At 64.6% G+C, this 15,828-nt stretch carries 14 protein-coding genes and 2 tRNA genes; 11 read left to right on the forward strand and 5 right to left on the reverse strand.

Annotated elements, in window-relative coordinates; genetic code table 11:
• Nucleotides 1-203: 203 nt before the first annotated feature.
• From G7Y54_RS07090 to G7Y54_RS07135, 10 genes are all read left to right on the forward strand, one after another.
• The gene (locus G7Y54_RS07090) at nt 204-1,457 is read left to right on the forward strand and encodes a D-alanyl-D-alanine carboxypeptidase family protein (RefSeq protein WP_206214920.1); all 1,254 of its coding nucleotides are present in this window, start codon (nt 204-206) and stop codon (nt 1,455-1,457) included.
• Between the two features lie 86 nt (nt 1,458-1,543).
• A tRNA-Ser gene (locus G7Y54_RS07095) sits at nt 1,544-1,637 on the forward strand.
• Nucleotides 1,638-1,832: 195 nt separating this feature from the next.
• The gene (locus tag G7Y54_RS07100; RefSeq protein WP_165078596.1) at nt 1,833-3,011 is read left to right on the forward strand and encodes an integrase arm-type DNA-binding domain-containing protein; all 1,179 of its coding nucleotides are present in this window, start codon (nt 1,833-1,835) and stop codon (nt 3,009-3,011) included.
• 369 nt (nt 3,012-3,380) lie between these two features.
• Complete coding sequence (locus tag G7Y54_RS07105) at nt 3,381-3,659, forward strand: AlpA family phage regulatory protein (RefSeq protein WP_165078597.1); 279 nt, start codon at nt 3,381-3,383, stop codon at nt 3,657-3,659.
• 117 nt (nt 3,660-3,776) lie between these two features.
• Nucleotides 3,777-6,275 carry a DUF3987 domain-containing protein gene (locus G7Y54_RS07110; protein ID WP_165078598.1) on the forward strand — a complete coding sequence of 833 codons (2,499 nt, stop codon included), beginning with the start codon at nt 3,777-3,779 and terminating at the stop codon, nt 6,273-6,275.
• 407 nt (nt 6,276-6,682) lie between these two features.
• Nucleotides 6,683-7,165 carry an ERCC4 domain-containing protein gene (locus tag G7Y54_RS07115; RefSeq protein WP_165078599.1) on the forward strand — a complete coding sequence of 161 codons (483 nt, stop codon included), beginning with the start codon at nt 6,683-6,685 and terminating at the stop codon, nt 7,163-7,165.
• A gap of 151 nt (nt 7,166-7,316) precedes the next feature.
• A complete protein-coding gene (locus G7Y54_RS07120) occupies nt 7,317-7,793 on the forward strand; it encodes a hypothetical protein (protein WP_165078600.1) in 477 nt (158 codons plus the stop codon).
• An 8-nt stretch (nt 7,794-7,801) separates the two neighbouring features.
• Nucleotides 7,802-8,116 carry a hypothetical protein gene (locus G7Y54_RS07125; protein ID WP_165078601.1) on the forward strand — a complete coding sequence of 105 codons (315 nt, stop codon included), beginning with the start codon at nt 7,802-7,804 and terminating at the stop codon, nt 8,114-8,116.
• Nucleotides 8,117-8,499: 383 nt separating this feature from the next.
• Nucleotides 8,500-8,823, forward strand: coding sequence for a hypothetical protein (locus tag G7Y54_RS07130; RefSeq protein WP_165078602.1), 324 nt, complete (start codon nt 8,500-8,502; stop codon nt 8,821-8,823).
• Between the two features lie 71 nt (nt 8,824-8,894).
• A tRNA-Ile gene (locus G7Y54_RS07135) sits at nt 8,895-8,970 on the forward strand.
• 169 nt (nt 8,971-9,139) lie between these two features.
• Here G7Y54_RS07135 and G7Y54_RS07140 read toward each other — a convergent pair.
• The 5 genes from G7Y54_RS07140 to rlmN form a co-directional block, all read right to left on the reverse strand.
• Nucleotides 9,140-10,069 carry a LysR family transcriptional regulator gene (locus tag G7Y54_RS07140; protein WP_165078603.1) on the reverse strand — a complete coding sequence of 310 codons (930 nt, stop codon included), beginning with the start codon at nt 10,067-10,069 and terminating at the stop codon, nt 9,140-9,142.
• Between the two features lie 14 nt (nt 10,070-10,083).
• Complete coding sequence (locus G7Y54_RS07145; protein ID WP_165078604.1) at nt 10,084-11,382, reverse strand: SLC13 family permease; 1,299 nt, start codon at nt 11,380-11,382, stop codon at nt 10,084-10,086.
• Between the two features lie 99 nt (nt 11,383-11,481).
• The gene (locus G7Y54_RS07150; protein WP_165078605.1) at nt 11,482-13,170 is read right to left on the reverse strand and encodes an FAD-binding protein; all 1,689 of its coding nucleotides are present in this window, start codon (nt 13,168-13,170) and stop codon (nt 11,482-11,484) included.
• A 27-nt stretch (nt 13,171-13,197) separates the two neighbouring features.
• Complete coding sequence (locus G7Y54_RS07155) at nt 13,198-13,419, reverse strand: 4Fe-4S binding protein (protein WP_165078606.1); 222 nt, start codon at nt 13,417-13,419, stop codon at nt 13,198-13,200.
• Nucleotides 13,420-13,733: 314 nt separating this feature from the next.
• A complete protein-coding gene (gene rlmN / locus G7Y54_RS07160) occupies nt 13,734-14,813 on the reverse strand; it encodes a 23S rRNA (adenine(2503)-C(2))-methyltransferase RlmN (protein ID WP_165078607.1) in 1,080 nt (359 codons plus the stop codon).
• Between the two features lie 147 nt (nt 14,814-14,960).
• On the opposite strand from rlmN, the gene panC reads away from it, so the two are divergent.
• Nucleotides 14,961-15,809 carry a pantoate--beta-alanine ligase gene (gene panC, locus G7Y54_RS07165; protein ID WP_165078608.1) on the forward strand — a complete coding sequence of 283 codons (849 nt, stop codon included), beginning with the start codon at nt 14,961-14,963 and terminating at the stop codon, nt 15,807-15,809.
• The last annotated feature ends 19 nt before the right edge of the window (nt 15,810-15,828 follow it).

Raw genomic sequence — 15,828 nt, forward strand, 5'->3', positions numbered from 1 at the left:
AAACGCGGCCAGGGCGCGGGGCGCCGCGGATGGAACAAGCTAAGGCCCATCCCGGAGCCGTCAAGGGTGTTCATCCCCACCCGGGGGCGGCGCCCTGTCGGCTTTTTCGGCCTTTTCGCTTGCCAGCCCGCGCGGAATGGCGTAAGCGGAAGCAAAGCACCTCTGGCCTTGCGGGCGGGCCGTCATTCCAGCAAAGGATCGCCATGCCGCTGTCGCGTCTTTTCCGTCATTGCCGTTCTTCGCGCCCCTGGCGCGCCCTCATCCTCCTGCTCCTGTTGCTGGCGCCCGCGGGCGCCCATGCCGCGCCGCAAGTGCTCCCGGCGAGCCCCGTGGGCGTGTGCTCGGCCATGGTCTATGACCTCGACCATGACGCCATCCTGTTCGAGCAGAACGCGGACGAGCCCATCCCCCCGGCATCGCTTACCAAGATCCTCTCCATGTATCTCGCGCTCGACCACATCAGCGAGGGCCGCGCCAGGGCCGACACGCCCGTCACCGTGAGCCCGGCCGCGGCGGCCACGGGCGGCTCGCGCATGGGCTTGAGGCGTGACGAGACCGTCCCGCTGGGCCGGCTTTTGCTCGGCATGGCCGTTTCCTCGGGCAATGACGCGAGCCACGCGGTGGCCGAATTCGTGGGCGGCTCGGTGCCCGCTTTCGTGAACATGATGAATGTGCGGGCGCGCGAGCTCGGCATGCACGACAGCCTCTTTCTCAACCCGCACGGGCTGCCCGCCGCCGGCCAGCGCACCACGGCGCGCGACATGCTGACGCTGGCGCGGGCCTACCTGAAAAGCCACCCGGACGCGCTCGAGCTGCACAACACGCGCCTCCTCACCCACGCCGGCCAGACCACGTGGAACAAGAACCCGCTGCTCGGGCAGTATCCCGGCGCGGACGGCCTCAAGACCGGCTGGATCCGGGCCTCGGGCTACAACATGGTGTTCACGGCCAGCAAGAACGGCCGGCGGCTTTTGGCGGTCATCATGGGCGCGCCCGACATGTACGCGCGCGGCGCCGAGGCGTGCCGCCTCTTGGACGCGGGCTTCCTTGTCTGCGAAAACGAGGCCGTCTCCGTGACCGCGGCGCTGGATGGCCTGCCCGTGGACGCCAGGCGCATCGACGTGCGCAAGACCGCGCGCGACGCCGGGCTGCTCAGGCCGCAGCGCGCCTATGCCCGGGCGCCCAAGCCCTCCAAAGACCGGGAATTCAGCCTTTTGGGCAACTACGCCCAGGGGCGCCATGCCGCCAGGGCGAAGGCGGCCTATGGCAAGAAGCCGCAGGGCCGGGTCACCGCCCCGAGGGGGGCGGCCAGGGCCTCGGGGGCCAAGGCCACCGCGGGCAGGAAGGCCGTGGACATGCGCACCGCCAAGCGCAAGGCCACCCTGCGCAAGCATGAGCCTGGCAAGGGCGCGGGGCACGCGGCCAGGGGCGGCCGCACGAGAGGACGCTCCGGCTAGGCTTTGGGCAAACAGCGGCGCGGATTGCCATTTGCGCCAAGATGGGCTAAACAGTCTTTCCACTGGCGGCGCTCCCGCCAGCGGCCGGAGGGGTAGCGAAGCGGCCGTAACGCGCTCGACTCGAAATCGAGTTATCGGTGAGTAACCGGTACGTGGGTTCGAATCCCACCCCCTCCGCCACATAGACCTTCCAGATACCTCCAAAAAGTACCGCAAAAGCCCGCAGAACCTAGGGTTTCTAGGGGAAGCGGGCTTCTTTTTTGTTCCTCTTTATTCCTTGCCATTGCGTTGCAACCCACATTGAAAGTGGGTATGGAAACGGGAACGGCGTTTTCGGGGAAGAAAATTCCCCACAAGCTGTTCCGGGAGGAACCTATGCCCCCACTAACTGACGCAAAAATCCGCACCCTACCTGTTCCCGCTGCTGGCCGCAAAAAGTATGCGGACGGGCGCGGGCTCTGCCTGCTGGTGGCTTTCACCGGCAAAAAAGTCTGGTACTTGCGGCGGCGCGTGGACGGCAAGGAACAGATGGTGCGCCTGGGGGCATACCCTGACATGGGGCTGGCCGATGCCCACAAGGCTGCGGAAGCGGCCCGGGGACGCCTCGCCCGTGGGCTGCCGGCAAAAGAAGTGCTTGCGCCTGTCGTGACCTTTGCGGACGTGACCCGAGAATGGCTTGAGCTTCAGCGGGCCACGAAGTCCCCCGGGTATGTAAAAGACATCGGGGAACGGCTGGCGCGGCATGTCCTTCCGGCACTCGGGGAAAGGCCCGTGGCGGAACTGAGGCCCGGCGAGGTGCTGGACGTGTTGCAGGGCGTGGCGGCTCAGGGCATCCGCGAGACCACCCGCCGCTTGCGCCGCTACGTGAGCGCCATTTGCCGCCTGGCAGTCATAAAGGGATATGCGGACATCGACCCGGCCGCCTCCCTTGCCGAAGCTCTCCCGCCGCCCGTGGCCACGCACATGCCCGCGAGGACGAGCCCCGAGGAGGTGCGCGCGCTGTTCGCCGCCTGTGCCGCCTACTGGGGGAACCGCACCATTCGCAACGCCCTCCTGTTGCTGGCGCTCACCGCCGCCCGGCCCGGCATGATCTCGGGGGCGCGCTGGGAGGAGTTTGACCCTGCCGGGGCCGCGTGGACGCTTCCGCCCGAGCGCATGAAGATGCGCCGCCGCTTTGCGGTGCCACTTTCCGCACCGGCATTGGAAATACTGGACGAGCAGGCGGGCATCTCCGGGGGCGGCGTGTTCGTGTTCCCCGGCCGGGACAGGACGCGGGGCCTTTCCAACGGGGCGCTTAATGCCGCGCTCAGGACCATGGGGGTACATGACCACGTGGCCCACGGCTGGCGCTCCTCCTTTTCCACGCTGGCGCATGAGGCCGGGCACTTCCGGGGCGAAGTCATCGAGAAGGCGCTGGCGCATGAGCAGAAAAACCGCGTGGCCGCTGCCTATGACCGCTCGGAACTATGGCCGGAGCGCGTTGCGCTCATGGACTGGTGGGGGGAGTTTTTGCTGGAGGGGCTGCTCAATAGTAAGGAAAATCAGCTACTGTAACGCGCCGGGGTATCCACAGTATGGATGCCCTTTCATAAGGCTGCAAAATAGTGAGGGAAATCAGAGCTTGATACTATTTCATTGCGTAAAAAAATTATATAAAAATATTGCTAAATTCCCGGATTGTTGACAGTGCGTGGGAAGTTGCTGCAATAATACACCAGAAAAAGGGCGGTAAAGCGTTCCCGCGCTCCACCGCCCAAAGTAACCCGCCGCCGGGCCGCCTATTGCTCCTGGGTATCCCGTAACGGCTCAACCGCCCTTCGGGGCGAAACTCGCCCGAGAAGTGCCGTCCGTTGTCTTATGCCGAAAAATGCAATTTTTGGCAACGGCAACAGGGGGACGGCCTCGGGCAAAGGAGAAATTCCCATGCCGAAGGCGAAAAGTACCGCCGCAACCCCCACCGCCTCCACCGTTCCCGCACCTTCCACTTCCCCGCTCACCGAAAATCGTTTCCTGCGCCGCCGTGAGGTCGAGGCGCGGACCGGGCTTTGCTGCAGCGCCATTTATGCTGGCATGAAGCGGGGCACCTTTCCCGCGCCTGTACAGATTGGCTCCCGGGCCGTTGCCTGGCGCTCGCGGGACATCGAGGCATTTTTGGAGTTTGGCATCGACTGGCAGAAGGGGCTCAGCCATGACGGGGAGTAGTCCTGAAAAGCGAAGCCGCCCGGCGGGAGAACCGAGCGGCAACAAAAAGAAGAAGTCCGTCTGTGAAGGCAGTATGCGCCATTTCCCGGCGGCTGGCAAGGCTGAAGGGGGGCGGGCATGAGCAGCAAAATAGACTTCCGTGCGTTGAATGAAGCGGCGCTGGCCCGTTGCCCCGGCCTGCTGGAAAAGCTGCTTCCAGGGGGAAAGCTCCGGGGGGCGGAATATGTTTGCGGCAATCTGAACGGGGGCCCCGGCGATTCCTGCTCAGTGAACATCCATTCCGGCAAGTGGGGAGAGTTTGCGGGGGGACCTGGCGGCGGCGACCTCATTTCTCTGGTGGCAGCGCAGCGCGGCGTGAATCAGGTGGAGGCGGCGCGCCAGCTCGCGGAAATGGTGGACTACCCGGTGGACGCACCGCCGCGAGAGAGTACAGCCCCCGCCAAGACGCAAGCCATGATGCCCGTTCCTGATGGCGTCTTCCCTCCTGCCGAACACAAGCACCTGCGCCATGGAACCGCCGCCGCCGTGTACCGCTATGAGGACGCGGCCGGGCGGCTTTTGGGCGTTGTGTGCCGTTTCGTCAAGCAGGAAATGGACAGCAGGGGGAAGCATCATAAAGCATTCTCTCAGCGTGTCTATACGGCCGAGGGCTGGCGCTGGCAGGGCTTCCCCGCGCCGCACCCCCTGTATGGCCTGCCACGCCTGACAAAAGCGCCCGCTCCGGCTCCTGTTGTGTTGGTGGAGGGTGAAGGCAAGGCTGATGCGCTTCAGGCCGTCCTCGGGCCTTTTGTGGCCGTTCTCGGGCTCTATGGTGGAAGCAGTGGTGTGAGGCAGATGGACTTTACGCCATTGCACGGGCGGCGCGTGGTCTATTGGCCGGATGCTGACGCGCCGGGGGCCAAGGCGGCGCTGCTTGTCTGCTCCCTGCTGGAACAGGCCGGGGCCGCGCCTGTGAGTGTGGCCGTGCCCCCTGAAGGCGTTCCTCATGGATGGGACGGCGCGGACGCGGTAGGGGCTGACGGCTGGAACCGTCAGCGGGTGGTAGAGTTCATCAAGGAAGCGAGCACTTCCCCTGCGGACTTTGCCACTGTGGCGGCGGCGCGCTGGGAAGTGGGGATGCCTAAGAGCAGCACACAAGAAGAATGGGGGGCCCCCGTTCCTTTTACGGCGCAAGACTTGCCCGTGCTGGACGTGGCGGTGCTTCCGCCTGTCCTCGGGGGCTTTTGCGAGGCGCTGGCAGAAGAAAAACAGGTGCCCGTGGAATTGGCCGCAGCAATGGCCCTTGCGGCATTGGCAACGGCGGCGCAGGGCCGTTTCATGGTGCGCGTCCGTGAAGGATACGAGGAACCCCTGAACCTGTACACCATTTGCCCGCTGGAACCCGCCAACCGAAAAAGCGCTGTGGTGGAGGCTTGCCTTACCCCTTTGCGGCAATGGGAAAAGCGCATAGCCGAAAGCATGGCCTTGGAAGTGAAGAGGGCCAGAAGCGCCCGGCAAACGATGGAAAAGGCCATAGAGACGGCGCGGGCGCAAGTGGCAAAGTGCAAGAGCATTGAGGAAATTCAGGAAGTCCAACGCAAGGTGGAGGAGCGGGAAGCGGAACTTCAGGAGGTTCCGGCCATTCCGCGCTTGCTGGCCGACAACATAACGCCGGAAGCGCTGGCCCCGCTCATGGAAGCCAATGGGGGCTGTGCTTCAATCCTCACTGCCGAGGGTGGCATTTTCGATATTCTGGGCGGCGACATGTATTACAGGGGCGTGGCGAATCTGGATTTATTCCTCAAAGCCCATTCCGGCGACTCCTTCCGCGTTGACCGCCGTGGGGGCACTTCTGTCCTGCTGGACAATCCGCGCCTGACTTGTGCAATTGCACCGCAGCCGGTGACATTGACGCAGCGGGACAAGGCGAAAATCTTCAGGGGACGCGGGCTTGACGGGCGCTTTCTCTACTTCTTGCCTCAAAGCCTTCTCGGGCGGCGCAAACAGGAACCCACCCCCATGCCGGAAACGGTGCGGGAGAGATTCCACAATGCCCTGCTGGACCTGCTTCCCCGCCAATGGGAAGCCGAGCAACCCGCCCCCGTACGGCTGGAACTCTCACAGGATGCCTATAGGCTTTGGCTGGAATTTTCCGCAGAAGTGGAGAAGGAGCTGGCCCCCGGTGGCGAATTTGAGGCCATGAGCGACTGGGCCGGGAAGCTCCCCGGCGCTGTGGCAAGGCTTGCGGGCCTCTTTCACCTCATAGAGCGCGAGCGCCCGGCGGATGCCAAAATAGACGGGGAAACAATGGAGCATGCCGTCAATATGGGCGCCTTCCTCTCCGAACATGCCAAGGCAGCTTATGCCCTCATGGGGACAGATACCCGGCTGGAAGGGGGCAAGCGTGCACTGGAGTGGATACGGCGGCAAGCGGTGGACAAGTTCAGCGCACGGGATTGTTTCAACGGCGTTCGGGGGCAAACATCGGTTTTTTCGCATATGGAGGACGTGCGGGCGGCGCTTGATGAACTGGAAGAGCGGGGCTTTATTCGTGCCCTCTACTCGGAGCGGACGGCGGGGCCTGGCCGAAAGCCAAGTCCACGATATGAGGTCAATCCGGCCACGCTGAGGGGGTGAGGCCGTGAGCTTGTGGGAAAAATTCGGGGGCCGCTTCCGAAATGAAAACCATATACGCAATATACGCAAAATACGCAGAATACCCGGAGACGGCGGGGCGGAAGCTAATTCTGCGAATATTGCGTATATTGCGCATATACCTTCAATCCCTGAATCTTCCCCCGCACCTCCACCGCTGGCCACCGGCGAAGTGGAAGACACCTCACCAGAGCCCCCGCCCCCCGCGCCGCCGCTCCAGTGTTTCGCCTGTTCCTGCTGGCAGAAGGTTCCGGGGCTGGCGTGGTGGTGCGGGCGTTGCGCGGTGACGGCCCGGAAAATCAACATGCAGAGCCGGTGCGACAGGGGCTTTACGGCGTGGCAGCCTTCCCCCCTGCCGGAACGCACCGCGCCGCAACCGGGGGGCGCTCATGCGAATTGTGGTTGACAGCCGGGAGCAATGCCCCTTCACCTTCTCCGGGCCCCGATACGAGGGCGTGGAGGTGGTGCCGGGCTCCCTGACCGTGGGGGACTATTCCCTTGCCGGGCTGACTGACCGCGTGGCGCTGGAGCGCAAGGAGCTGGCAGACCTTGTGCAATGCCTTGGCAGGGAGAGGGAGCGCTTTGAGCGGGAGCTATTGCGCGGCATGGCACTGGACGCCTTCAGCGTGGTGGTGGAAGCGTCATGGGCTGACCTTGCGGGCGGGCGCTACCGTTCCCGGCTCAACCCGCACGCGGCCTGCCAGAGTGTGGCGGCGTTCATGGGGCGCTATCGTGTGCCCTTCCTCTTTGCCGGAAGCAGGGCGGCGGCGGAATATGTGGCGTGGAGCTTCCTTCGGCAATACCTCGAGGGCGCGCGCCGCCGCTGGAAGGCCATAGCCACGGCGCACGGGGAAGGAGGGGCCGCAGCATGACCACCGCAACAATTACGAGAAGGCCCGCAAAGAGGCGCGAGAGACGCGAAAAGGAAGGGCGTGGCCACGGGCTCACGCCAAGGGAAAAGGCCGCGCTGGAGGCCATAGAAGGCTGGTTCCGGGAGCATGGCGAGCGGCGTGAGGTGAGAGCATGGCCCGAGAAGACAACCTAAAGGCGCGAAGCCCGAGCGAAGCCCGAAAGATGGGAGCGAAAGGCGGGCGGGCGTCAGGCGAGGCGCGGCGCAAAAAGCGGGCCATGCGGGAGCGACTCCAGGCCCTGCTGGACGGCCGCCACGGTGAAACGGATGGGGCCGATGCCCTTGCTGCGGCCCTGTTCGGCAAAGCCCTGACCGGGGACGTGAAGGCGTTTGAGTCGGTCATGGCACTGACCGGGGACGCACCCCGGCAAACAGTGAACCTTCCCCACCTGCCGGAAATCAAAACCGCCGCCGATGTGCCGAAGCTGACCGCCGCAATTCTGAGGAATGTAGCCGGGGGAGTGTTGACCCCGGAAGAAGGCCAAAGACTGGCAGCCCTTGCGGAGACTCACCGGAAAGCCCTTGAAACAGCGGAACTTGAACAGCGCATAGCCGCGCTGGAAGCGGCAGCGAAGGAGTTGGAATCGTGAAAGGGGCAATGGCGAAGAAAGTTGAAGCATTGGAACAGCTACTTAATACAGCAATGAAGCCAAGGGGCGTACACGTTGCCTTTGCTCCCTTTCCGGGAATCTGTGACAAGTACAGCCTAACAGTTCCTGAAACTGGAAAGCGCATGGAATTTGACACGGAAGAGGCCATGCTGGACTGGCTTACCGAGCGGCAGCAACAGCATATTTTGGTCTTCACCGTGGACGGAAGGCGTCCCGGCCCGAAAAAAAAGGGCGGCGGGGGGATTCTCCTTACTTCCCCGCCCATGACAGAAGAACAATGGGAAGCCGCCGCCCGGCCATAGGGGTAAGAAGTAAATGATTTCAGGGATAGCCGGACGCTACACTATTCCCCTGCTGGCATGGATGAGCATCCATGCGCATGGATGGACATGGATGGAGGTTGTGACCACCGCGAGGACTGCTTGACTTCCTGCCGACAGAGGGGGAAAAGAGGAGAGTAACGGGCCACGCGAGAGGGGGTACTTTCACGAAAGTGGGTATATTTGTGGGGACGAAACCTTTTTCAAAAAATGTTTCCCCATGAGTTTTGGCAGGTTAGAAAAATAGTTCGACTGCCACCCCCGCCACAGGAAATTTTTCAGGCTCCCGGCCGGTCATAGCCGGGGGCCTTTTTCATCAGCGCGGGGCGCCGTGGCTTGCGGGGCCGGCCCGCGCGGGAGGGCGTATGGAAGTCTGCATCGGTGAAGTGCGGGGCAAGCCCGTCATGCTGGAGGTGCGCGATGGCATCGTCTCCATCGACGGCGTGGCCGAGCCCATCAAGAACCTCGACGAGGAAGAGCTCAGGCAATTCCAGGAAAGCATCGACGCGCTGCCCAGAAATGACGAGGAAGGCTACCGGGCCCTCGTCAACGCGCGGCGCGCGGCCTTCCTTTCCTCGCTGCTCGGGCGCGCCGTGGGCGACGAATGCGTGGGGCGGCTCACCGACATCCTCGACCATGTGCACTACGAGGTGCTGAAATACCTCGGCGAGACCGGCGAGGAAGCCTAGCCGTGGGCGGCGCGACGCTCCCGCGCCCGGCGCTCCTTGACAGCGGAGAGCCCGCGCCGTAAGGAACTGCGGGGCCTATAGCTCAGTTGGTAGAGCCTCCGGCTCATAACCGGCAAGTCCCAGGTTCGAGTCCTGGTGGGCCCACCATTTTCTGAAACAGCGAAGTCCCGCAAGGTGTGAAAAGCCTTGCGGGACTTCGCTGTTTCAGAACATAAATGGTGGGCCACCAAGGCACAACCCGGGCCCCGGCAGGCGTCGCTCTTGCGGCTGCCCCACGAACCCTCCAACGGCTCCCCCGCAGTCGCAGGCGCCCTTTTCAGGGCCGCCCCTCCATGGCGGCCGCCTCATGCCCGAGCATGTCCAGAAATTTTTGCGCCGCCGGGGTGAGCGCCGCCTTTTTGTGCAGCGCCGCGATGTCATAATAGAAGCGGCAGGCCTCGAGGGTGAGGATGCCGATGGGCTGTTTCATGGCCTCGCGCATGGCGAGCAGGCCGGCATGGGCCCCGGCCCAGAAGCCGTGGGTGCTTTGGGCGATGTCATGGTTCAGGACATGGTTCACCTGGAGCACGTCGCCCGTATAGCCCAGTTGCCCGAGATAGAGATAAAAGGCGTCTTCCCGGGGGTTTTTGTTGGTGATGTAGGGGTAGGCCATCAGTTCGTCGAGCGTGCACGCGGCCTTGGCAAAGAGCGGGTGCGCCCCGGTGACGGCGATGCACACGGGGTCGGAAAGGATGTGCCGCGCGCAGAGGTCGTACTTGCCCACCGCATCCGGCAGGAGCCTTTTCTCCTCCATGCGCCCCACCTGGATGAGGCCGAGGTCGCAGGCATCCGTAGAGACATCGAGGATGGTGTCCTGGTTGGTCGCGATGTCGCGGATCTTGATGTTCAGGGCCTCGCTGGCTTCGCGCAGGGCCAGAAGGGCCCGGGTGGCGAGCAGGTTGCAGAGATAGGACGACACCCCGACGGACACATCCACCGCCAGGCGCGATTCCTCCCGCGCCCCTATCCGCTGGATCTCGTTCACGGCGCTGCAAATGATCCGGGCGTGCTTCAGGATCTCCGCGCCCTTTTTGGTCAGGGAGACGCCCTGCGGCGACCGGACGAGGAGGGCGCAGTCCAGCTCCTCCTCCAGCTTCCTGATGGAAATGCTCAGCGAGGCCTGCGAGATGAAAAGCTGGGCCGCCGCCTTGGAGAGCGAGCGGTGGAGGTCGATGAGCACGATGGCTTTCAGTTGCGTCAGGTTCATGGCTCCGCCGCCCCTTAGCCCACCCAGTTGCGCAAGATGCCCGCATACAGGCAAAACTCCAGCCAGACCAGCCCGGCGATGGGCAGGAAGAGCAGCTTCTTGAACAGCCTGTCCGCCTCCTTCTGGTCCTCGAGGCCGGCGAGGGCCATGGCGCCGCAGGTGGAGAAGGGGGAGGAGCCGGTATAGAAGCCGCCCACGGAGATCAGCGAGAAGATGATGATTGGCTCCATGCCCGTGCTGGCGGCGAGCGGCGCCACGAGCAGGGCCAGCGTGGGGATGACCACCCCGAGCGTGGCCACGAAAAAGCTCATGGTGCAGGCCGCGGCCAGCAGGAAGTAGGGCGCCGCGCCGCTGGTCACGTTTTCCTGTACCCAGACGGAGAGGCTGTTGACAAGGCCGCCGGATACAGCCGTGCCGATGAGGGTGCCCATGGCGCAGATCATGATGATGATGGCGAAGGGCACCTTGGCGATGGCCTCCTTTTCGCTGGCCACCTTGCAGAGGCTGCACAGGATGATGCCGATGGTGCAGATGACCGTCACGTCGCAGAAGCCGGCGAACTTCCTGAGCGAGGCCACCTCGGGGAACATGGCCTTGGCCAGGGCCGGCACCACGGTGAAAAAGAACACCAGCCCCACGATCCACAGGGTCTTGCGCTGCACCGGGGTGAAGGGCTCGGGCTTTTCGATGCTCACGTGCCGGGTCTTGTGGCCGCCGGTCACGAAATAGGTGATGATGAAAAAGATGACCATGGTGACGGCGGAGTTCAAAAGCACGTTCATGCACACGGCCATGCCGTCGCTCTGGAAGCCGTTGCTCTCCGCCACCTGCTGCACGATCATGCCGCCCACGCTGAACGGGAACTGCGAGCCAATGGTGGCGCCGCAGAAAATGAGCACCGTGGCGAGCACGCGCGAAATCTGAGACTTGATGCACACGGCCATGACGAGCGGCGACAAAAAGGCGAAGGCCGCCGGCGCGCCCGCGCCCGTGCCGGCGAAGAGCATGCAGATGGCGAAGAGCACGAAGGGCAGCAAGGCGGGCCGGTTGCGGTTTTTATAGATGATGGTCTCGGCCACCTTGACGAGGGTGCCGTTGGAAATGGCGAAGCCGTAAAAGGTGGTGACGATGAAGAGCATGAGGAAGAGATAGATGGGCCACATGGCCGCCACTTTCTTGATGCTCAGCCCATAGGCGAAGACCCCGTTCATGAAGGCGAAGGTCAGGGCGAAATAGCCGATGTTCACCTTGAACAGGAAGCCGAGGCACAGCGCCGCGACCAGTGACACGAGAAACAACATTTCAACGCTCATGGCGAAACTCCCAACATTAAGAGATGCCCTGTCGCGGGACGCCCGGGCGGAGAGGGCAAGGCCCCGCGCCCGGACGCTCCGGCCCCCGCGGCGGCGAAATCAGCGCACCCTTTCCCTGAATTCCGTCTCGAGGTCGTCCCCCTTGCGCCGCACGGTCTGGAACTTGTTGTTCAGCAGGGGATTGGTGAAGGGGAAGTCGCTGCGCCGGTGATAGGCGCCGCGGGTCTCCTTCCTGTCCAGGGCCGAGACGGCGCAGGCCTCGGCGAGGTCGAGCAGGTCAAGCACCTCGAGGCAGCGCATGAGCTCGTGGGCGTTTTCTGCGCGCAGCTTTTCGCGCGAGTACTTCCGCAGGTCGCGGATATACTTCCTGCCCGCGGTGAGCAGCGAACCCGAGCGCACGCGGGTGCCCACATATTCGTCCATGATCTTCTGGAGAGTGGAATTGGCCTCCTTCCAGTGGGCGCCCGGCTCCTCCCGGAGAAGGAAGTTGTAGAGCGCCGACTTTGCGCTGATGGCGTCGCCGAGCGCGGCCACGTCGAAGTCCGGCACGGTCTTCATATAGGCCGCGGCCTCGGTCGCGGCATGGTCGCCGAAGACGGCGGCCGCGGTGATGTCGCCGCGCACATTGCCCACGGACTGCCCCGAGGCGTAGAGCCCGGGCACCGTGGACATGGCCCGGGCATCGATGTCGATGCCGTTCATGTAGAACATGTGCTCGTACTGGCCGAACTCGATCATGGATGTGCGCAGGTCGATGCCGTACTGGTCGAGATATTCGTTGATGGAGGTGCAGCCCTCGGAGACGAGGGCCTTGCGCATGTGCGCGAGGTCATCCTCGCTGATGCCGGTGCAGTTCATGTAGACCGGGCCCTTGCCCGAATCCATGTTCTTCACAAAACAGTCTTTCCAGACATCGCCGGTGGGGTCGGGGAGCTCGCGGCTCACATGGATGGTGTCCACGAAGGGGCCCACGAGCTTGCCGTTGATGTCGGTGAGCGCGCCGATCCAGGTGCCCTTGCCGGAACGGGTGAAATACTTGGGCCCGGCGTGGCGCGAGGGAAGGTCAAGGTTGACGAGCCGCGCGCCCGCGCGCAGGGCCATGGCCGCGCCGCTGCCCGCATTGGCCGGGCAATGGGAGGTGTTGAACATGTAGGCCGGGTTGTTGCCCGGATACATGCGCATGGCCTCGCCCACGGCGATGAGGCCGGCCTTGGCCTGGAAAACGAGCATTTCCGGCACTTCGTCGCGGATGCCTATGCCGATGGCGCCCACGAAGCGCCCCTCGCCGTTGACGAGGATCTCGTTGACCACCACCTTGTTCATGATCCTGGCGCCGGCTTTTTTGGCCGCGGCCGTGAGGCGCGCCTTCTGGTCCGAGCCGTCGTACTTGAGGTGATAGCGCCGCCGCCCGGGCATGGCGTGGCCCTCGAAGTTCCAGTCGCCGGTGGGCCGCATCCTGATGCCGTAGGACTCCCACTTGCGGATGAGGCCGGCCGATCTTTCGAGCATGAAGCGGAAGAGGTTGTCGTCCTGGTTGCCGCCCACGAGGGTTTCCTTGGCCTCGCGCATGACGGCCTCAAAATCGTCGCCGTGGTACTCGGGCAGGTAGCACATGAAGTGGTCATTGCCGCCGCAGCCGTTGCCCGAGCGCCACGTGTCGGCCTTTTCGAGGATGAGGGTCTGAAGGCCGGCCTCGGCAGCGGTGATGCCCGCCTGGAGCCCGCTGATGCCGCCGCCGATGACCAGAAAATCCACAACGATGGGGTCCGGGTTCATCCTGATTTCCATGGTTTCCCGCCTTTGCATGTGCCCGGGTCAGGCCCTGGGCGCGTCATAATGAAGGAGCATGTGCGAGAGGGGGTAGCGCATGCGGATGGCCTCTTTCGGGCAATCCATCACACAGGCGCGGCAATGCCAGCATTCGTCGGGATACATGACGATGATCCTGTCGTCCTTCTTTTTCATGACATCCAAAGGACAGATCTCCACGCACTTGCCGCAGACGATACAGAGTTCGCTGTCAACCACCGGGGGCATGTCAGACTCCTTGTTAAATGGCTTGGGATATTTATAACAAGTCGTCTGTTTTAGGGAACGAGTATTATTTTATGGGCATATAGCTTTTGCCTATGCCCCCGGGCCGGGGCGGCAGGGGGCGGCAAAAGCGCGGTGGGGACGTGCGGGGAGGGGCCCGCAGGGGACTGCGGAGAGTTCAAGGCAGGAGGGCGCGTCGCGCGGGCGCGGGCTTACGGAGAGAAGGCGAGGGGCTGGTCAGGAGACGGGGGAGCTTTCCGGGACGGGGGACGTATTTTTCAGGTGACGGGCAGCCGCGGCCGGCTTTGGCGCCACGCTCAGCCCGCCTGCGGCGCGGCGCAGAGCTGCCCGCAGGCCGCGGCGATGTCCTGCCCCTTGCTCTTGCGCACGATGGCCGTGATGTTGCGGTGCCACAGGGCGCGCTCGAAGGCGAGCACGCGCTCCTCGCCGGGAGCCTGCCACGGCGCGCCGGGCCACGGATTGAAGACGATGAGGTTGAGCTTGCCGCGCACGCGGGCGACCAGCCGCGCCAGCTCGGCCGCATGCTCCGGGCTGTCGTTGACGCCGCCGAGCAGCAGGTACTCAAAGGTGATGCGCTCGCGCGTCTTGAGCGGATAGGCGGCCAGCGCCGCCATGAGCTCGTCGAGGGGCCAGCGCGCGGCCCGGGGCATGAGCTTCTCCCGCAGGGCCTGGTTGGGCGCGTGCAGCGACACGGCGAGATAGGCGAGCCCGCTTTCGCCGAGCTCGCGCAGGCCCTCGCGGATGCCGCAGGTGGAGACCGTGATGCGCCGGGGCGAGAAGTTCAGCCCGCGGTCGTCGTTGAGGCTTGTGAGCGCGTCCTTCACCGCGCCCCAGTTGAGCAGCGGCTCGCCCATGCCCATGAAGACGAGGTTGCGCAGCACCGGCCAGTCGGGCCTGGTGTCGCCGAGGTAGTCGCGCGCCACCAGCACTTGGCCCAATATCTCGCCCATGCCCAGGTTGCGGCCAAAGCCCATGCTGCCCGTGGCGCAGAAGGTGCACGCCATGGGGCAGCCCACCTGCGAGGAGAGGCACTGGCTCCAGCGGCGGCCGCCGTCGCGCCCCTCCGAGGGGATGAGCACGCTCTCCACGAGCGCGCCGTCCCCCATGCGCAGGAGGAACTTCACCGTGCCGTCGGCGCTTTCCTGCTTTTGCGCCACCTCGGGCCAGCGGATGCGGGCCGCCTCGGCGAGGCGGGCGCGCGTGCCGCGCGAGATGTCGCTCATGCCCTCGAAATCCCGGGCCATCTTGCGCCACAGCCACTGCCAGAGCTGCACGGCGCGGAACTTGGGCTCGCCGAGCTCGTCGCGCATCCAGTCGGTAAGCGCGGGCAGGGTGAAATCCAGCAGATTGGGGCGCGGGTCCGGGGCGGAGCTCATGGCCCGGTTTAAGCATCCGCCGCGCCGCTTGTCAAATGTGCGCCCCGCGTTGCCGCGGCGGGGGGGCGCGCCACGCGCCGGCGCTTTACAGGCCCGGGATTTTCTTGTATGTATGGGCTCCCGCAACCTATATCACCATAACTTGATATGCAGATATTTACCGATCCCAAGGCCTTGGCGGCGCAGTGCCGGGCCTGGCACGCCGCCGGGGAGGACATCGCCCTTGTGCCGACCATGGGCTATTACCACGCCGGCCACGAAGACCTCATGGCCTATGCGCGCGGGCTGGCCAAGAGGCTCGTGGTGAGCCTGTTTGTCAACCCCACGCAGTTCGGCCCCAACGAGGATCTTGCGGCCTACCCGCGCGACGCCGAGCGCGACAGCGCCATCGCGGCGGCCCGTGGCGCGGACGCGCTCTTCATGCCCGAGCCCGGCGCCATGTACGCGCCGGACCACGCCACCTGGGTGGAGGTGCCCGAGCTGGCCAAGGGGCTCTGCGGGATCGACCGGCCCATCCATTTTCGCGGGGTATGCACGGTGGTGCTCAAGCTCCTGTTGCTCACCGGCGCGGACGTGGCCGTGTTCGGCCAGAAGGACTGGCAGCAGCAGGCCATCATCCGGCGCATGGTGCGCGACCTCAACGTGCCCACCCGCATCGAGGCCCGGCCCACCACGCGCGAGGCGGACGGCCTTGCCATGTCCTCGCGCAATGTCTATCTCACGCCGGGCGAGCGCGCCGTGGCCCCGCAGATCCGCGCTGCCCTGCTGGAGGCGCGGGAGGCCGTGGCCGCAGGCGAGACCGACGTTTCGCGCCTGCGCGGGCTCGTGCTCGACCGCTGGCGCGAGCGCATGCCCGAAGGCAAGCCCGACTACCTCGAGATCGTGCACCCCGAATCGCTGGAGCCGCTCAAAAGCGTTGACGGCCCGGCGCTCATGGCCTGCGCCGTCAAGCTCGGCAAGGCGCGGCTCATCGACAACATCCTGCTCCGTTCCTGAAGCCTGTTCGCAAAAGGAG

Source organism: Desulfovibrio sp. ZJ746, from assembly GCF_011039155.1.
GTDB lineage: Bacteria > Desulfobacterota > Desulfovibrionia > Desulfovibrionales > Desulfovibrionaceae > Desulfovibrio.

Excerpts from the sequence above, each read along its gene's own strand:
- G7Y54_RS07130 (WP_165078602.1), top strand. The coding sequence starts at position 8,500 with ATGGAAGTCTGCATCGGTGAAGTGCGGGGCAAGCCCGTCATGCTGGAG.
- G7Y54_RS07125 (WP_165078601.1), top strand. The coding sequence starts at position 7,802 with ATGGCGAAGAAAGTTGAAGCATTGGAACAGCTACTTAATACAGCAATG.
- G7Y54_RS07145 (WP_165078604.1), bottom strand. The coding sequence starts at position 11,382 with ATGAGCGTTGAAATGTTGTTTCTCGTGTCACTGGTCGCGGCGCTGTGC.
- G7Y54_RS07090 (WP_206214920.1), top strand. The coding sequence starts at position 204 with ATGCCGCTGTCGCGTCTTTTCCGTCATTGCCGTTCTTCGCGCCCCTGG.
- rlmN (WP_165078607.1), bottom strand. The coding sequence starts at position 14,813 with ATGAGCTCCGCCCCGGACCCGCGCCCCAATCTGCTGGATTTCACCCTG.
- G7Y54_RS07140 (WP_165078603.1), bottom strand. The coding sequence starts at position 10,069 with ATGAACCTGACGCAACTGAAAGCCATCGTGCTCATCGACCTCCACCGC.
- panC (WP_165078608.1), top strand. The coding sequence starts at position 14,961 with ATGCAGATATTTACCGATCCCAAGGCCTTGGCGGCGCAGTGCCGGGCC.
- G7Y54_RS07105 (WP_165078597.1), top strand. The coding sequence starts at position 3,381 with ATGCCGAAGGCGAAAAGTACCGCCGCAACCCCCACCGCCTCCACCGTT.
- G7Y54_RS07150 (WP_165078605.1), bottom strand. The coding sequence starts at position 13,170 with ATGGAAATCAGGATGAACCCGGACCCCATCGTTGTGGATTTTCTGGTC.
- G7Y54_RS07120 (WP_165078600.1), top strand. The coding sequence starts at position 7,317 with ATGGCCCGAGAAGACAACCTAAAGGCGCGAAGCCCGAGCGAAGCCCGA.
- G7Y54_RS07100 (WP_165078596.1), top strand. The coding sequence starts at position 1,833 with ATGCCCCCACTAACTGACGCAAAAATCCGCACCCTACCTGTTCCCGCT.
- G7Y54_RS07155 (WP_165078606.1), bottom strand. The coding sequence starts at position 13,419 with ATGCCCCCGGTGGTTGACAGCGAACTCTGTATCGTCTGCGGCAAGTGC.
- G7Y54_RS07115 (WP_165078599.1), top strand. The coding sequence starts at position 6,683 with ATGCGAATTGTGGTTGACAGCCGGGAGCAATGCCCCTTCACCTTCTCC.
- G7Y54_RS07110 (WP_165078598.1), top strand. The coding sequence starts at position 3,777 with ATGAGCAGCAAAATAGACTTCCGTGCGTTGAATGAAGCGGCGCTGGCC.